Source organism: Streptomyces sp. NBC_00306 (assembly GCF_036169555.1).
GTDB lineage: Bacteria > Actinomycetota > Actinomycetes > Streptomycetales > Streptomycetaceae > Streptomyces > Streptomyces achmelvichensis.
On the sequence record NZ_CP108032.1, the window covers coordinates 4391010 to 4405251 of the forward strand.

The 14242-nt window shown below is 70.1% G+C and carries 13 protein-coding genes and 1 tRNA gene; 7 read left to right on the forward strand and 7 right to left on the reverse strand.

What is annotated here, in order from left to right; genetic code table 11:
* Positions 1 to 46 precede the first annotated feature (46 nt).
* From OHA05_RS19590 to OHA05_RS19615, 6 genes are all read left to right on the forward strand, one after another.
* Positions 47 to 2152, forward strand: coding sequence for an ATP-binding protein (locus OHA05_RS19590; RefSeq protein ID WP_328861309.1), 2106 nt, complete (start codon positions 47 to 49; stop codon positions 2150 to 2152).
* Between the two features lie 203 nt (positions 2153 to 2355).
* A complete protein-coding gene (locus tag OHA05_RS19595) occupies positions 2356 to 2820 on the forward strand; it encodes a hypothetical protein (RefSeq protein ID WP_328861310.1) in 465 nt (154 codons plus the stop codon).
* A gap of 87 nt (positions 2821 to 2907) precedes the next feature.
* Positions 2908 to 3822: a bifunctional DNA primase/polymerase gene (locus tag OHA05_RS19600; protein WP_328861311.1), complete on the forward strand. Its 915-nt coding sequence runs from the start codon at positions 2908 to 2910 to the stop codon at positions 3820 to 3822.
* A gap of 355 nt (positions 3823 to 4177) precedes the next feature.
* Positions 4178 to 5725, forward strand: coding sequence for a YfjI family protein (locus OHA05_RS19605; RefSeq protein ID WP_328861312.1), 1548 nt, complete (start codon positions 4178 to 4180; stop codon positions 5723 to 5725).
* A 288-nt stretch (positions 5726 to 6013) separates the two neighbouring features.
* A complete protein-coding gene (locus OHA05_RS19610) occupies positions 6014 to 6358 on the forward strand; it encodes a DNA-binding protein (protein ID WP_328861313.1) in 345 nt (114 codons plus the stop codon).
* Between the two features lie 57 nt (positions 6359 to 6415).
* Complete coding sequence (locus OHA05_RS19615) at positions 6416 to 7924, forward strand: tyrosine-type recombinase/integrase (RefSeq protein WP_328861314.1); 1509 nt, start codon at positions 6416 to 6418, stop codon at positions 7922 to 7924.
* Between the two features lie 118 nt (positions 7925 to 8042).
* Here the strand turns inward: OHA05_RS19615 and OHA05_RS19620 are convergent.
* The 4 genes from OHA05_RS19620 to mptB form a co-directional block, all read right to left on the reverse strand.
* Positions 8043 to 8116: transfer RNA gene (locus tag OHA05_RS19620), tRNA-Pro, on the reverse strand.
* Positions 8117 to 8256: 140 nt separating this feature from the next.
* Entirely contained in the window at positions 8257 to 9198 is a 942-nt protein-coding gene (locus tag OHA05_RS19625) for a metallophosphoesterase (RefSeq protein WP_328861315.1), read from the reverse strand.
* Complete coding sequence (locus tag OHA05_RS19630; RefSeq protein ID WP_328863425.1) at positions 9171 to 10418, reverse strand: glycosyltransferase 87 family protein; 1248 nt, start codon at positions 10416 to 10418, stop codon at positions 9171 to 9173. The genes OHA05_RS19625 and OHA05_RS19630 overlap by 28 nt, the downstream gene beginning before the upstream one ends.
* A 26-nt stretch (positions 10419 to 10444) precedes the next feature.
* Entirely contained in the window at positions 10445 to 11947 is a 1503-nt protein-coding gene (gene mptB, locus OHA05_RS19635; protein WP_328861316.1) for a polyprenol phosphomannose-dependent alpha 1,6 mannosyltransferase MptB, read from the reverse strand.
* Positions 11948 to 12024: 77 nt separating this feature from the next.
* Here mptB and OHA05_RS19640 point away from each other — a divergent pair, with 77 nt between their 5' ends.
* Entirely contained in the window at positions 12025 to 12264 is a 240-nt protein-coding gene (locus tag OHA05_RS19640) for a hypothetical protein (RefSeq protein WP_313945032.1), read from the forward strand.
* On the opposite strand, the gene OHA05_RS19645 is transcribed toward OHA05_RS19640, so the two are convergent.
* The 3 genes from OHA05_RS19645 to OHA05_RS19655 all read right to left on the reverse strand — a co-directional run bounded on the left by OHA05_RS19645 (position 12216) and on the right by OHA05_RS19655 (position 14238).
* A complete protein-coding gene (locus tag OHA05_RS19645) occupies positions 12216 to 12758 on the reverse strand; it encodes a hypothetical protein (protein ID WP_313945031.1) in 543 nt (180 codons plus the stop codon). The two genes, OHA05_RS19640 and OHA05_RS19645, sit on opposite strands and share 49 nt — an antisense overlap.
* A gap of 71 nt (positions 12759 to 12829) precedes the next feature.
* The gene (locus tag OHA05_RS19650; protein ID WP_328861317.1) at positions 12830 to 13231 is read right to left on the reverse strand and encodes a thiol-disulfide oxidoreductase DCC family protein; all 402 of its coding nucleotides are present in this window, start codon (positions 13229 to 13231) and stop codon (positions 12830 to 12832) included.
* Between the two features lie 17 nt (positions 13232 to 13248).
* Positions 13249 to 14238, reverse strand: coding sequence for a GlxA family transcriptional regulator (locus OHA05_RS19655; protein WP_328861318.1), 990 nt, complete (start codon positions 14236 to 14238; stop codon positions 13249 to 13251).
* Between the last annotated feature and the right edge of the window lie 4 nt (positions 14239 to 14242).

The window sequence follows — 14242 nt, forward strand, 5'->3', positions numbered from 1 at the left end:
ACCCCTCACCACACGCCCCTCCGCTGAGGGCAGTACAGGAGATCTCGTGTCTGAGAATGTCGTTCACCTGCACAAGAACACCGATCCGGTGCCCGTGACCACGTTGACGGTGGTCCCCGAACCGGCTCCGGCCAAGCCTGTGCCGCTGTGGGTGCGCTCCGGGCGGGCCGTCCGTACGGCCGTGACGCACGAGCACACCGTGACCGCTGCTCGCGCGGTTGCCCGGCACACCCTCTACGTCGCCGGCGGCGCCCGCATCGCGGCGAAGCGCACGTGGGACGGGCGCACCGCGGCACGCTACGAGCGGATGCTCCGCGCGGCCGAAGCCGCGGGGAACTACGAGGTCGCTGCGGAGTGGGAAGAGCGCGGGCAGCGCTACCGCCAGGCCCGCCACCAGCGCCGCATGGACCTGCTCACCTCACCCATCGACGCGGCCAAAAGCGCGCTGGTCGGAACGGGGATGGGCATTGGGTCCCTGGTCGCCCTCGGAGTCGTCCTGGCCATCGCCAATAAGGACGTGGCGGACGTCGTCACGCCGCTGATGGCGGTGATCGAGTTCATCCGTCTCATGGTCACCATCGTGCAAGTGGTCTGGGGCCCGCTTCTCACGGTTGGTCCGCTGCTCGTCCTGCTCTCGCTGTGGGCTGTCGGCCGAAGCCAGCAGGCAGCACCCCAGTGGGCGCTGCCTGCGAACGTCCGTAACGGTGAGGGTGAGCCGATCACGCCGTCGATCGTGGTCAAGGCCCTGCGCGACCTCGGAGTGCCCGCGCTGCGGAACGCCATCAAGGAGATGGGCGACGCCGGCGCCTCGATGTTGGGGCCGATCCGGATTGCTGGATGCGGCGTGGAAGTCGACGTCACTCTCCCCTCCGGGGTCTCGACGATCGAGGTGCAGAACCGGCGCCGGAAGCTCGCGGAGAATCTGACCCGGCACGAGCACGAAGTGTTCATCACCATCCCGCAAGCGGCCCGCACCGTGCGCCTGTGGGTCGCCGACTCCGGAGCCTTGGATGAGCCGATCGGGCCGTCCCCGCTGGTCACCGACGAGACGATGACCGCCAACTACAAGACCGGTAAGGCTCCGTGGGGTCAGGACCTGCGCGGCGACGCTGCCGCCCTGTCCGTCTACCAGCGCCACCTTCTGATCACGGGCCTGTCCAACCAGGGCAAGACCGCAGCCCTGCGGGCGCTCGCTCTGTGGCTCGCGCTGGACCGCACCGTCGAGTTCCGGATCGCCGACCTCAAGGGCGCCGGCGACTGGGCCATGTTCGACGGCCTCGCCACCATGCTCATCCAGGGCCCGACCGACGACCACGTCATCCAGGCAACCGAGATGGTAGAAGGCCTGGTCACCGAGATGGAACGTCGTCTCCAAGCGCCGACCGGGACCCTGTTCCCGCCGCTGGTCGGCATCGTGGACGAAGCACAGGTGGCGTTCATGTGCCCGGTCAAGGACACCGACAAGAACCCCTACGGCGGATCCAAGGCCATCTCCCGGTACTTCATGGCCGTCCGCAAGGTCCACAACCAGGGCCGCGCCGTGAACGTGACGCTGTGGGAGGGCACGCAGGACCCGACCGACCAGAACCTGCCCAAGCTGGTCCGCGAGGGCGCCCACACCCGCGCCTCCCTGGTCCTCGGCACCGAGTCACAGGCCAAGATGGCGCTCGGTGACAAGGCCGTGGAAGGCGGCGCCGCCCCGCACCTGCTGCGCCAGGGACTGGACAAGGGAACGCTGGTCGTCGCCTCCGACGGCATCGCCATCCCCGCCGGACAGGCCTCCATCACGATCCGCACCCACTACATCGACGACCCCGAAGCGGTCGCCATCGCCGACCGCGCCAAGGCACTACGGGACGGGGTCACCACCCTCACCGTGATCGACCGCGGGGAGGAGCGGGACCCGCTCGCCGACATCGCCACCGTCCTCGGAGACAAGCCGCGACTGAAGACGCAAGACGTTCTCAAGCGGCTCGCCACGCTCAACGAGGACGCCTACGGCGGCTGGTCGTTCCTCGACCTCAAGCGCGTGCTGGAGGACGCCGGCGCGGAGCCCTACAAGTCCGACGGCCGCATGGTCGTCAGCCGCGACCGCGTCGCCCGCGCCCTCGCCAACCGCGACACGGACGGTTCCGCTTCCGCCGACGGATGACAGGGAGCCGACCCTCGGCGGGTCAGGGAGGCAGGGAGAACTCCCTGACCCCCTCCCTGACCCGCCTCCCTGGCCCTGAGCTGCACAAATGATCCATCAGGGAGTCAGGGAGGCCCGCAGGTCAGACCCCCGAAAACCCCTCCACAGTCCATCCCCAAGGGGGTGGCTCCGCCTCCCTGACCGTGCACTGGAAGGGATTCCGCATGTACCCCGAACACCCCACCACGAGCAGGCCCGTGACCGCCGTAGAAGTCCACCAGCCCACCACCTTCCCGCCCGCCGCGGTGACGCCGGCGCCCCTCGCGGCCATGCAGCCGGGCACCGTTCCGAGCGTGGCGAGCATCGTCCTTCCCGACGGACGGGTCGTCACCGGATACGCCATCGAACCTGCCCGCCCGGAACCGGTCGCGGCCAAGCCGCCCGTCTCCCGCGCCGCCGTGAACGTCGCCCTCGGAGGGATCGGGTTCGCCGCCGTCTGCGGCGGGCTCCTCGTCCTGACGACGTTCATCGCCGCGCTCACCGCGCTCATCACCCAACTGATCACCCTCGCTGCCGTGATCTTCGGCGGATGGATCGCCGTGCAGATCTTCAGCTCGAACGGCCACCAGGGCGGGACGACGGTGAACATCCGCAAAGCCGTGATCAAGCGCAACCACTTCCACAGCTAGCTATGCCAAGGGCGGCCCCGCATCTCGCCAAAGAACCGGGCCGCCCTGACCAACCAGCATCCCTGCACGGAACTGGAGACAACCAGCATGACCCAACCGACCGACAACCGGCGAGAGGCCTTACTCGTCGCAGCTCTGTCCGCCGCTGAACGCGGCTGGCACGTCTTCCCCCTGCGCCCCGGAACCAAGCGACCTGCGTTGCACGGGGAGGCTTCGTGTCCGCGCACCGGGGTGTGCGAGAGCGGGCACCGGAAGTGGGAGCAGCGTGCCACGACCGACACCGACCGCATCCGTGCCACCTGGTCGCACGGACCGTTCAACGTCGGTATCGCTACCGGTCCCTCCGGGCTGCTGGTTGTCGACCTGGACACGCCAGAGCACAAGGGCAGTTCGGACGCGCCTGACGGCGCGGCGACTTTCGGTGCGCTCTGCGAGCGCGCCGGGCACGCCGTCCCCGATACCTACCGGGTGCGGACTGCGAGCGGTGGAACGCACCTGTACTTCACCGCCCCGCCGGTGGCCCGGATGGCCAACACGGCGGGCACCGTTGCCGATTCGGTCGACACCCGCGCATGGGGCGGATACGTGGTCGCCGCCGGCAGCACCACCCCGGCAGGAGCCTATGAGCCGCTGTGCGGCCCTGTGGTCGCCTGTCTGCCCTCGTGGCTCCACAGCATCCTGCAACCCGCCCCCAAGCACCCTCAGGCCCCTTCTATGGCCGTAGCGGGGCAATCACGTCGATACGCGGATGTAGCGCTCGCCACTGAGACGCGGAACGTCGCGGCGGCCCAAGTCGGGGAACGGGAAGCGAAGTTGTTCCGCGCCGCACGCGCCATGGGGCGGTTCGTCGCATGGGGCGACCTCCCCCGGCACGTGGTTGAACAGGCTCTTCAAGAGGGAGGCGAGGCGGCCGGACTGTCCGCGTCCGAGTGCCGCTCCACCCTGCGCAGCGCCCTCGATTGGTCCATCGCCCACAACCAGAACCGCCGGGGTGCGGCATGAGCGCCCACCGCCATCCCCCTCTGAAGAGCATCACCACCACCCCGGACGGTCCGCACGCCGCTCCACAGCCTGTGGACGGTCCGGCCGTGGGCGAGCGAAAGGGCGTCGCCGAAGGCGTCCCCTCTGCTGTTCGCCCTGACTCGTGGCCGGGCGACGGGCGCCGCCCCGTGGCCTGGCTCCACATCGTGGCGCCGCCGTCTTGGAGCGTCACCCCCTCCGCTCGCTCCTGGTGTGCCTGCGGCTACGAGCGGCGCGCCATGGGCCGTGCCGCCGTGCTGCAACTGGTCGCCGCTCATGGCGAACACCGCACCTCATGCCCGCTGTTGAACCCCGACTCGGAAGGCAGGACCGCCGCATGACGACCAACGACGTACGCGCGGATCTGTGGGAAGGGTTCGAGCACATCGAACCCGAGCAGATCACCGGCCCCGCCTGGGACGAACCCGTCCCCCTGCGTGCCCGCCCGCCGCTCCCGGACTTCCCTGTGGACGTCCTGCCTGCCTGGTTGGGCAGCATGGTGCGCGGTGTAGCCGAGGAGACCCAGACCCCGGCGGACCTCGCCGGATGCCTGGCCCTAGCGGTCCTCGCCACCGCCGCCGGCGGGCGGGTCAAGGTGTGCGTGCGCGGTCACTGGCGTGAGCCCGTGAACATCTACACCGCCATCGCACTGCCCCCGGGCAATCGCAAGTCCGCCGTATTCGACCTCATGGTCAAGCCGCTGCTCGATGCGGAGAAGGCTCTGATCGAACTCTCCGGACCCGTGAGGGCGGAGGCCGAGACCTTGGCGAGGCTGGCTAAGGCGGCAGCCGAGAAGGCTGCTGGCAAGGCGGCCAACGCGGAGCCCGAACACCGCGACACCCTGACCGCCGAAGCCGTCCAACTGGCCCAGGAAGCCGACAAGATGAGGATCCCCACCGAACCGCAACTCGTCGCGGACGACGTCACGCCGGAAAACGTCGGCACGCTCCTGGACGAGCAGGGCGGGCGCATCTCCTGCCTCAGCGCAGAGGGGGAACTGTTCGACATCATCGCCGGCCGCTACACCGGCAAGCCCAACATGGGCATGTTCCTCAAAGGCCACGCAGGAGACATGCTCCGCGTCAACCGGCAGGGCCGCAGCGCCCAGCACGTCGACTCCCCGGCGGTCACGATCGGTCTGGCAGTTCAGCCGGAAGTTCTGGACGCGCTCAGCCGCATCGACGGGGCTGACGGGCGCGGGCTCCTCGCCCGCTTCCTCTACTCCAAGCCCTTGTCCCTGGTCGGCTCCCGCAGCCTGACCCCCGCCCTGCTGAACGAGCAGGTGGCCGCCACCTACGCCAAGCACCTGGCCAGCCTGACGCTCGCCCTGGCGGACTGGACCGACCCCGCCCTCATCCAGCTCACTCCGGAAGCCGACGCGGTCCTGCTGGCCTTTCAGAAGGTCACCGAGTCGCGTCTCGGGCCGGACGGGAGTTTCGCGCCGATCGTGAAATGGGCGTCCAAGCGGGACGGCGCCGTGGCCCGCATCGCCGGGCTCCTGCACCTCGCCGCACACCCCGAGGACGGGTGGCACAAGCCCATCGACGGCTCCACCATGGCCGCCGCGACCGAACTGGGCGTCTATTTCACCGCGCACGCCCTGGACGTGTTCAGCGTCATGAGCGCCGACCCCGCCCACGAATCCGCGGTGACCGTCCTCGCGCAGCTCGTCTCCAGCAACCCCGCACAGTTCACCAAGCGCGAGCTGTTCCGGATGCTGCGCCGGGCCGACTTCCCCGCCATCAGCGACCTGGACCCCGCCCTCACCCTGCTCGAAGAGCACGGCTGGATCCGCCAGCAGCCGCCGCCCCCGCGCACCACTCGCGGCGGCCGGCCGCCCTCGCCGCGCTACGAAACCCACCCGCGCATCGCGCGCGGAGCCTGACACAACCCCCAGACCGCCGACAGAACTGACACAACCCCCCGCGCAAGCCGTTGACCTGCACGAACGACCATGATCGCGGTTTTGACAGAACCAATTAAAACTCGACAGAACCCCCGCTGCGCTGCCGGGGCTCCTGTGACAGAACCTCCCCCGGCGAGGTTCTGTCAGGTTTTAATTCAGTTCTGTCAAAGATCCAGAACCCGCCAAAACCGCAGGTCAACGGCTTATCGGGGAGGTTCTGTCAGTTCTGTCAGCGGATCCCGCTTCCTCGTGAGGAGTCACCGCTACATGAGCACCGCTCCGCGACTGGAACCCCCGGCACTTCCCCCTGTCTACCTCCCGAGCGACATCGCCAAGGCCCTCCACTGCTCGGAGTGGTGGGTGAAGGAACAAGCTCGCCGGGGACGCATCCCCTTCACCAAGCCCGCAGGGAGCTACCGGTTCACGGCCGAGCACTTCGCCGAGATCATGCGCATCTTCGAGAGCCGCCCTGCCGAAAGCCATGTCGCTCCTGCGCCGGCAAAGCAAGCTCCACGGCGCAGGGCGACCACAACGGCGGCGTCCGTCACCTCCCTGAAGGCACGGCCCCCGCGCAGGGCGCGAGGCAGCCAACCGCAGTCCAGCGCAGCCTGATTCCGTGTGCCGCCCGGCCCTTCGGCCGGGCGGCACACCCGTTCATGGGAGAACAACGTGGGATATGCCGAGAGCCTCGGCAACTACTGGCGCGGCCGGTACAAGCTCGCGCCGGGCAAGTACGCCACTGTCCGCGATGCCGACGGCGATGCCATCCGCTTCCGGACCAAGGCTGCGGCAAAGAAGTCTGCTGACGCCGAAGAAGCGAAGCTGCTGGCAGGAACGAAGAAGGCGCCACCTGAGCGGATCACGTTCGGCGCCTACGTCAACCGCTGGTACGCCGCGCAGGACTTGGCGGCGTCCACCATGCAGAACTACCGCCGACACATCGAAGAGCACCTGCTCCCCGCGTTCGAGGATTTCGCCGTCGCCGACATCCTGAGCACCGACATCGCTGCTTGGGAGAAGCACGAACACGCCGTTCCGTACGCGGCAACCAGCGTCAAGACATGGAGGGCGACACTGCACCTGATCCTCGCCGACGCCGTGGACGAGGGGCTGCGCGACTCCAACCCGGCAACCAAGCGCCGCGGGCGAGGAAAGCGCGCCGGCCGCTCACGTAACCGTGGCCCGGAAAAAGCAGTCACGACAGCACTTGGCATCCTGCTGTTGGCCGAGCGGATGGCGCTGCTCTCCGGCCGTGATGATGAATTCGTTGCCGGCATCATCAAGGGCTACACCGGCATGCGGTGGGGCGAAATCGTCGGTCTTGAGACCGAGTTCGTCCGCCCGAAGAGCGTCCGCGTGGAGTGGCAGCTCTACGAGTTGGACACCGGCGAACTGCACCGCTGCCCGCCCAAGGACGACTCATATCGCGACATCGACACTCCGGCTTTTCTCGCCTCGCTGCTTGCTAGCCACATCGCCCGGACGAGACCGAAGCCGTGCGACTGCCACGGACTGGCCTACGTCTTCCGCGGCCATGGAACCGCCAACGGGTCGGTAAGCCGCCCCGGGGCGAAGCTGGTCGACGTGGCGCGCCGCTGTGGCGTATCGACCGGCACCGTCTCCAACGTCCTCAACCGCCCGGATGCTGTCGCGGAGCCGACCCGCCTGAAGGTGCTGGAAGCCGTCAGTGATCTCGGGTACATCCGCAACGCCGCATCAGGGGAGTTGGCTGCTCACTGGCGGCGCTCCGGTTTCGCCACATGGCTCTTCCGGCCGGCCGCGACAGGACGGTACCCCGGGCGAGGCAGTCAGGAAGAGCGGCCGGTGCCTGTCGTTGCCGAGCCCTGGCCCGGCATCCCGGCACGCGGGCGAGGAGCGTCCAAGCGGGCTGAGGCGTGCTGGGTACCGATCGCCCCCGGGCTCACCCCGCACGGGTTGCGCCACACGCACAAGACCCTGATGCGGGAAGTGGGGACCCCGCCAAAGCTCATGGACGAACGCATGGGCCATGAGGACGGCTCCGTTCAGTCGCGCTACGACCACATCACCCCAGGGATGCGGCAGACGTTGATGGCCGCACTCACCGGGATGTGGGAGGAGGCGTTGGACGCGCGCCGGGCGATGTCTCCCGGCTCGCCCGTGGCTGCTCTGGATGCGTTGCTGAAGGCCCGCCCGTAGGGCGTGATCTGGAGAAGAATTTCAAGATCTTCTCCAGGATTTCTCCAGAGAGCCCCTGGAGAACGAGGCAGGCCCGGTGCTGACTAATCAGCACCGGGCCTGACCTGCGATTTAGCTGTCGGGGTGGCGGGATTTGAACCCACGACCTCTTCGTCCCGAACGAAGCGCGCTGCCAAGCTGCGCTACACCCCGATGTCACCGGCGTCGCGGCGACATCGATTACTTTAGCCCACCCGCGCTCCCAGACGAAATCCGGTTTTCCCGGCCTCCGGCCACGCGAGCGGGTCTGCCACACGGGCCCGGCGGCCGGGGCGCGGGCGCGCCCCGCAGGGCTACTCCTCCCGCTCCACCAGCGTCAGCAGCGTCGCCTCCGGCGGGCACGCGAAGCGCACCGGGGTGTAGCGGCTCGCGCCGCAGCCCGCCGAGACGTGGAGGAAGGAGGTGTTGCCCGACGACTCGTGGGTGGACAGGCCCTTCACGCGGTCCGTGTCCAGGTCGCAGTTCGTGACCAGGGCGCCGTAGAAGGGGATGCACACCTGGCCGCCGTGCGTGTGGCCCGCCAGGATCAGGGGGTAGCCGTCCGCCGTGAACGCGTCCAGGGTGCGCAGGTACGGCGCGTGCACGATCGCCAGGGAGAGGTCCGCGTCCTTCTCCGGGCCGCCCGCGACCTTCGCGTAGCGGTCGCGCTTGATGTGCGGGTCGTCCAGGCCGGTGAAGGCCAGCTCGAAGCCCTCCAGCTTCAGGCGGCCGCGGCTGTTGCTCAGGCCCACCCAGCCCGCCGTGTCGAACGCGTCGCGCAGGTCCTCCCAAGGGTTGTGCACCACGCCGACCGCCGGCGGGTTGCCGTTGAGGCCGTGCCGGCCCTGCGCCTTCTCGAAGAGGTAGCGCACCGGGTTGCGCAGCGTGGGGCCGTAGTAGTCGTTGGAGCCGAAGACGTAGACGCCGGGGAACTCCATCAGCGGGCCGAGCGCGTCCAGGACCTCGGGGACGCCCTGGGGGTCCGAGAGGTTGTCGCCTGTGTTGACGACGAAGTCCGGGCGGAGGCCCGCCAGCGACTGGAGCCAGGCGCGCTTCTTGTGCTGGCCGCTCACCATGTGGATGTCGGAGACCTGGAGGACGCGCAGCGGTCGCATGCCCTTCGGCAGCACGGGGACCGTGATGCGTCGGAGACGGAAGGACCGGGCCTCGAAGCCCGCCGCGTAGGCGACGCCGGCAGCGCCGACCGCCGCGATTCCTGCCGTGATTTTCAGGGGGATCCCGTATCGTGCGCGCATCTGCCCATGGTGGCAGACCCTGACGGTTGCAGAGACGGGTGGGCGGTGGGTACCTCGGCCCTCACTCCCCGCACCGGCAGCGTCAGCAGCAGGCCCAGCGATATCCAGACGTACGTGTTGCTGCCGATGAACCCGTCGATGCCGGTGGCGTCCCAGCTCCACAGCCAGACGACGCTGCTGCAGAGCACCACGTAGATCACGGCCGCCCGGCGCAGCAGCCGGCGTCGTCGCGGGTCGTCGCGGTCGTGGTCGAGGCCGGCGGTGGCCAGTACGGCAAGGGCCGGGAACACCCACACCAGGTGGTGCACCCAGGTCACGGGGCTGATCAGGCAGGCGGTGAGGCCGGTCAGGGCGAAGCCGGCGAGTTCGTTTCCGGCGGCGGCCGCGCGGGTGGACCGGCGGGCCCAGATCGCGAGGATCACCACGACACCGATCGCCCACACCGCTCGGCTGGGGTCGTCCGGTGCCGAGAGCCGGGCGAGGACGCCCTGCCAGGACTGGTTGGAGACATACGCGAGCGAGCCGACGCGGTCGGTGTTCCACATCGCCTCGGTCCAGTAGACGCGGGAGGCGTCGGGCGCGACCCACACGGCGAGGATCGTGGCGGCGGCGGCGACGCCCGTCGCGGTGGCGGCCGCGCGCCAGCGGCGGGTGATGAGGAGGTAGCCGATGAAGACGGCGGGGGTGAGTTTGATCGCGGCGGCGAGCCCGATGCCAAGGCCCGCCCAGCGGGCGCGGCCCGTCGACAGCAGCCAGGCGTCGGTGAGCACGAGCGCCAGCAGCAGCAGATTGACCTGGCCGAAGCTGAAGGTGTCGCGGACCGGTTCGAGCAGCGCGAACAGGCAGAAGGCGACGGCGAAGGTGTACCAACGGCTCCAGCCCTGGCGGTCTACGAGCGCACCGGCGCACCAGTACAGGACGACGAGCCCGGCAGCGACGTTGCCGAGCACGCTGAGCGCGACCGCTCCGGGCCAGGCGACCAGGGTCATCGGCAGCATGCACACGGCGGCGAACGGGGGATAGGTGAAGCCGTAGTGCGTCCCCGGCACCAGGTAGTCGTAGATACGGCCGCTGTCTCTCCAGTGCTCGACCGTGCCGTAGTAGACGCCGAGGTCGAACCAGTCTCGGTGCAGGGGCACGGTGGTGAGGAACAGCGCCACGGCCGCCGCCAGGCCGGCCACCAGCAGCACCCGGCCGCGGGTGCTCGTGGGCCACTTGATGCCGCTGGTTCTCTGCTGGACCAGTGTCATGCGGTGCTCCCCAGGGCGTCGGTACGGGAGGCGGTGCGCTGCGCGACGCGGTGGGCGCACCACAGCGCCAGCACGGCGAGCACGCCGCCGAAGGTCGCGAGCGCCACCTGCGGGCCCTGCGGCGCGAACCCGTTGGGCAGTACCGCGAGGGCGAGGACCGCGCTGGCGGCGGCGACCGCACGGCGTACGGACCGGTCGGGGCCGGCCGCGGCTATCAGGAACAGCCCCCACAGCACGTACCAGGGCCGGATCGCCGGTCCGAGCACGGCCACGGCGGTCAGGCTGAGGCCGAGGGCGTAGACCGGCCGGCGCAGGTGGTGGCGGCGCCAGGCGAGCAGTATCGCGAGAGCGGTGGCGGCGAGACCGGCCAAGTGCCAGGCAGGAGTGGCGAATTGAGCGAGTCCGATGCCCGCGCTCTCCAGCAGGGCGCCGGTCATCCGGCCCAGCGAGGAGGTGATCGACCAGTTCTGCGGGGAGACCGGGGTGTCGAGTGCGCCGATCCACCCGTAGCCGGTGCCGGTGACGGCGGTCGTCGCGGCCGTGGTGGCGGCGCTGATCCCGAGCACGGCGAGTGCGGCGGTGAGCCGTGGCGCTCGGACCGGCCAAGGTATGGGTGGCGCACGCAGCGATCGCGGACGAACCGGTGATGTGCGAGCCGGTGGCGTACTGCTGCCGAGCTGTCGGGCCCACAGGAGCGCGACGGCGAGCAGCCCCATCGCCGCGGGTGCTTTGACCAGGGCGGCCAGCGTGACCAGGACGACGGCGAGTACGGGCCATCTGCCCAGGGCGGCCACGAGACCGGCGCCCAGCAGGCCCAGCATGATCGCGTCGTTGTGGGCGCCGCCCACGAGGTGGAGGAGGACGAGCGGGTTGAGCGCGCCGAGCCAGATCGCGGTCGCGGGGTCGGCGCCGCAGTGCCGGGCCAGGACCGGCAGACAGAAGACCATCCCCGCGACCCCCAGCAGCGCGACGAGGCGCATACCGATCACGCCGGCCGACACCTCGGTGTGCGAAAGGTTGTTGATCACCGTCGCGCAGGCCAGGAACAGCGGGCCGTACGGCGTCGGGGTGTGCTGCCACAGCGGCGCCACCTCGTCGTTCAGCGGACCGCCGAGGCGGGAGGGCCCGTGCGTGTACACGTCTATCTGGGCGTCGACCATCGCGCCCTGGGCGAGATAGCTGTAGACGTCACGGCTGAACAGCGGTGGCGCGATCAGGAGCGGCACGGCCCACAGGCCGAGGGTGAGCAGCAGGGTCCGGCGGTCGGGCGGCTGCGGGCCGCGCACCGCCTGCCCCAGCATCGCCCAGGCTGCGACCAGCAGGACGAGCCCGAAGTACGCCCCGACGAGCCCGATCGCGGCGCGGCCCGACTCCGGCGCGAGGGCGTCGCGTACGGGCAGCGCGCCCGCGGTCACGCCTCCCGCTGCGAGCGCCGCCGAGCCCACCAGTCCGAGGAGTTGGCAGCGGCGGGTGTCGAGGGGGGCGGGGACGAGCGGCATTCGGTCAGAGTGTCAACGGGCGGTGTCCGAGAAGCGACGGTGTCCTCGCCGCGGAGCGGCCGCAGCGTGTCGGCCGTATGACGGCGAACGGGGTACGGGGTACGGAGTACGGCGTGGCGGTACGCCCGTACGCGTACGACCTGCGCACCCCGTACGGCGGCCCGCCGAGACGAGACATCGACGGCCCACTCGGTACGACGGCTCGATACGACGACCGTGGCGGCGCACCCGCACCACCACGAACCCGCACCCGCACCACGAGGAACCGCTACGACGACGACCCCGGCGGCGGCGCCAGCTGCCACTGCCCCGAGTGACCCGGCGGAAGTGCGAGATCCCGCCGGACCGCCGCGTAGTACCCCTCGCGCGCCGTCCGCTGTTTCTCCAGCAGGACCGACCACGCCTGCGGGTCATGGGTCCGCTCGCGCAGGAACTGCTCCATCTCCAGGACGGTGACGACCCACACCCGCGCCTTGTCCACCACGTCCCGGGTGCCGAGCATCAGCAGGGCCTCCCCGGCCGGGTCCCGGCCGTCGTTCGCCGCTGCCAGGTGGGGCGCCGCCTCCTCGGGTGACAGGGGGTGCGGGTGGGGATCGTTCCCGAGGTGGGCGGCGATCCGGTACGTCAGGGTCACCGACTTCTTCAGCGACCTGGCGTACTCGGCGTAGGTCTCCAGCCGCCGTTCCTCCCAGCGGGCCTCCTGCTCGCGGCGGAAGCGGGCCTGATCCCCTCGCGTGATGGCCAGGTACGAGCCCAGGGCACCGACCACCACACCGATCAGGGCGGGGAGTTGCTGTAGGAACGCGGACATGGCGAAACGCTATCGGAGGGCCGCTCGTGAGGGAGGTGACGGCCGAGTACGGGCAGGCGGGACGGTGCCTGTCAGTCGGACGGCAGCTGCCCCGGCCGGCGGTTCGCCGGAAGGGCGCAGGCCGGTGTTCCGCCCGGCATGCGGTCGCGGTTGTCCGCAACGACCCGGTAGACGCCGCGAGCGATCCAGCGCAGCGGGGGCAGGGTGAGGAGTGCGCCCAGGACGGCCCACCCCTTGCCCGCTCTCAGCAGGAGCTTGGCGACAGCCTGACTGCCGCCGTACGTGGCGCCGGTCGGCGTGATCCACAGCAGCTCGTGCTCGGCGCGCCGCTGCGTCGTGCCGAGCGAGCGCAGATCCGCGAACTGCCACGGCGTGATCGAGCAGCGGGGCCGCATATGGCGCTCGATGAAGGCCACGGAGCTCGTGCAGAAGGCGCAGTCGCCGTCGTAGACGAGTACCGGCCCTGTCCGCATGGCTCCGTCCTGCCCCGTCACAGCGCCATGCCCGCAGGGGAGTCGGCGGCCCGGAAGGTGCGGCGATAGGCCAGGGGGGAGACGCCCAGCTCGGCGTGCAGATGCTGGCGCAGCGAGGCGGCGGTGGCGAAGCCGATCTCGAACGCGACCTGATCAACGGTCAGATCGGTCGACTCCAGCAGGTTCCTGGCGCGGGCGAGGCGCTGTTTGGTCAGCCACTGGCCGGGGGGCAGGCCCGTCTCGGCACGGAAGCGGCGGACGAAAGTACGCACGCTCATGTGGGAGCGCTCGGCCATCTGTTCCACGGTGAGCTTGTCGCCGAGCCGCTCAAGGGCCCACTGGCGGGTGGCGGAGGTGGATTCGGCCGGGTCGTCGGGGATGGGGCGTTCGATGTACTGGGCCTGCCCGCCATCGCGGAAGGGCGCCACCACGCAACGCCGTGCGGCGTGATTGGCCAGGTGCGAGCCGTGGTCGTTGCGGATCAGGTGGAGGCACAGATCCACCCCGGACGCGGCGCCGGCGGAGGTGAGCACGTCGCCGTCGTCGACGAAGAGCACGCCTTCGTCGAGGCGGATGTGCGGATACCAGCGGCGGAACAGTTCCGCGCTCTCCCAGTGGTTGGTTGCCACCCGCCCGTCGAGCAGGCCGGCCGCGGCCAGGATGAAGCCTCCGCTGCAGATGGAGGCGATCCGGGTGCCCGGTCGGATCCGGGCGAGGGCGTCGGCGACGGCTGCGGGCAGCTCGCGGGTGAGCCGTGCCTTCTCGAGCGGGGCGATGATCACCGTGTCTGCCGATGCGAGTGCCTCGGGACCGTGCTGCGGGACGACGGAGAAGCCGGCGTTGGTCTCGACCGGCCCGCCGTCGCAGGAACACACGACGACCTCGTACCGGTCGTCGGCCGCTCCCAGGACGCGTGCAGGGATCCCCAGTTCGAAGGGATAGGCGCCGTCCAGCGCGAGGACGACGACTCTGTGCGGCTGTGGCTGGACCGGCTGTGGAGGGACCATGGCA

Excerpts from the sequence above, each read along its gene's own strand:
- OHA05_RS19595 (WP_328861310.1), top strand. The coding sequence starts at position 2,356 with ATGTACCCCGAACACCCCACCACGAGCAGGCCCGTGACCGCCGTAGAA.
- OHA05_RS19600 (WP_328861311.1), top strand. The coding sequence starts at position 2,908 with ATGACCCAACCGACCGACAACCGGCGAGAGGCCTTACTCGTCGCAGCT.
- OHA05_RS19605 (WP_328861312.1), top strand. The coding sequence starts at position 4,178 with ATGACGACCAACGACGTACGCGCGGATCTGTGGGAAGGGTTCGAGCAC.
- OHA05_RS19610 (WP_328861313.1), top strand. The coding sequence starts at position 6,014 with ATGAGCACCGCTCCGCGACTGGAACCCCCGGCACTTCCCCCTGTCTAC.
- OHA05_RS19625 (WP_328861315.1), bottom strand. The coding sequence starts at position 9,198 with ATGCGCGCACGATACGGGATCCCCCTGAAAATCACGGCAGGAATCGCG.
- mptB (WP_328861316.1), bottom strand. The coding sequence starts at position 11,947 with ATGCCGCTCGTCCCCGCCCCCCTCGACACCCGCCGCTGCCAACTCCTC.
- OHA05_RS19640 (WP_313945032.1), top strand. The coding sequence starts at position 12,025 with ATGACGGCGAACGGGGTACGGGGTACGGAGTACGGCGTGGCGGTACGC.
- OHA05_RS19645 (WP_313945031.1), bottom strand. The coding sequence starts at position 12,758 with ATGTCCGCGTTCCTACAGCAACTCCCCGCCCTGATCGGTGTGGTGGTC.
- OHA05_RS19650 (WP_328861317.1), bottom strand. The coding sequence starts at position 13,231 with ATGCGGACAGGGCCGGTACTCGTCTACGACGGCGACTGCGCCTTCTGC.
- OHA05_RS19655 (WP_328861318.1), bottom strand. The coding sequence starts at position 14,238 with ATGGTCCCTCCACAGCCGGTCCAGCCACAGCCGCACAGAGTCGTCGTC.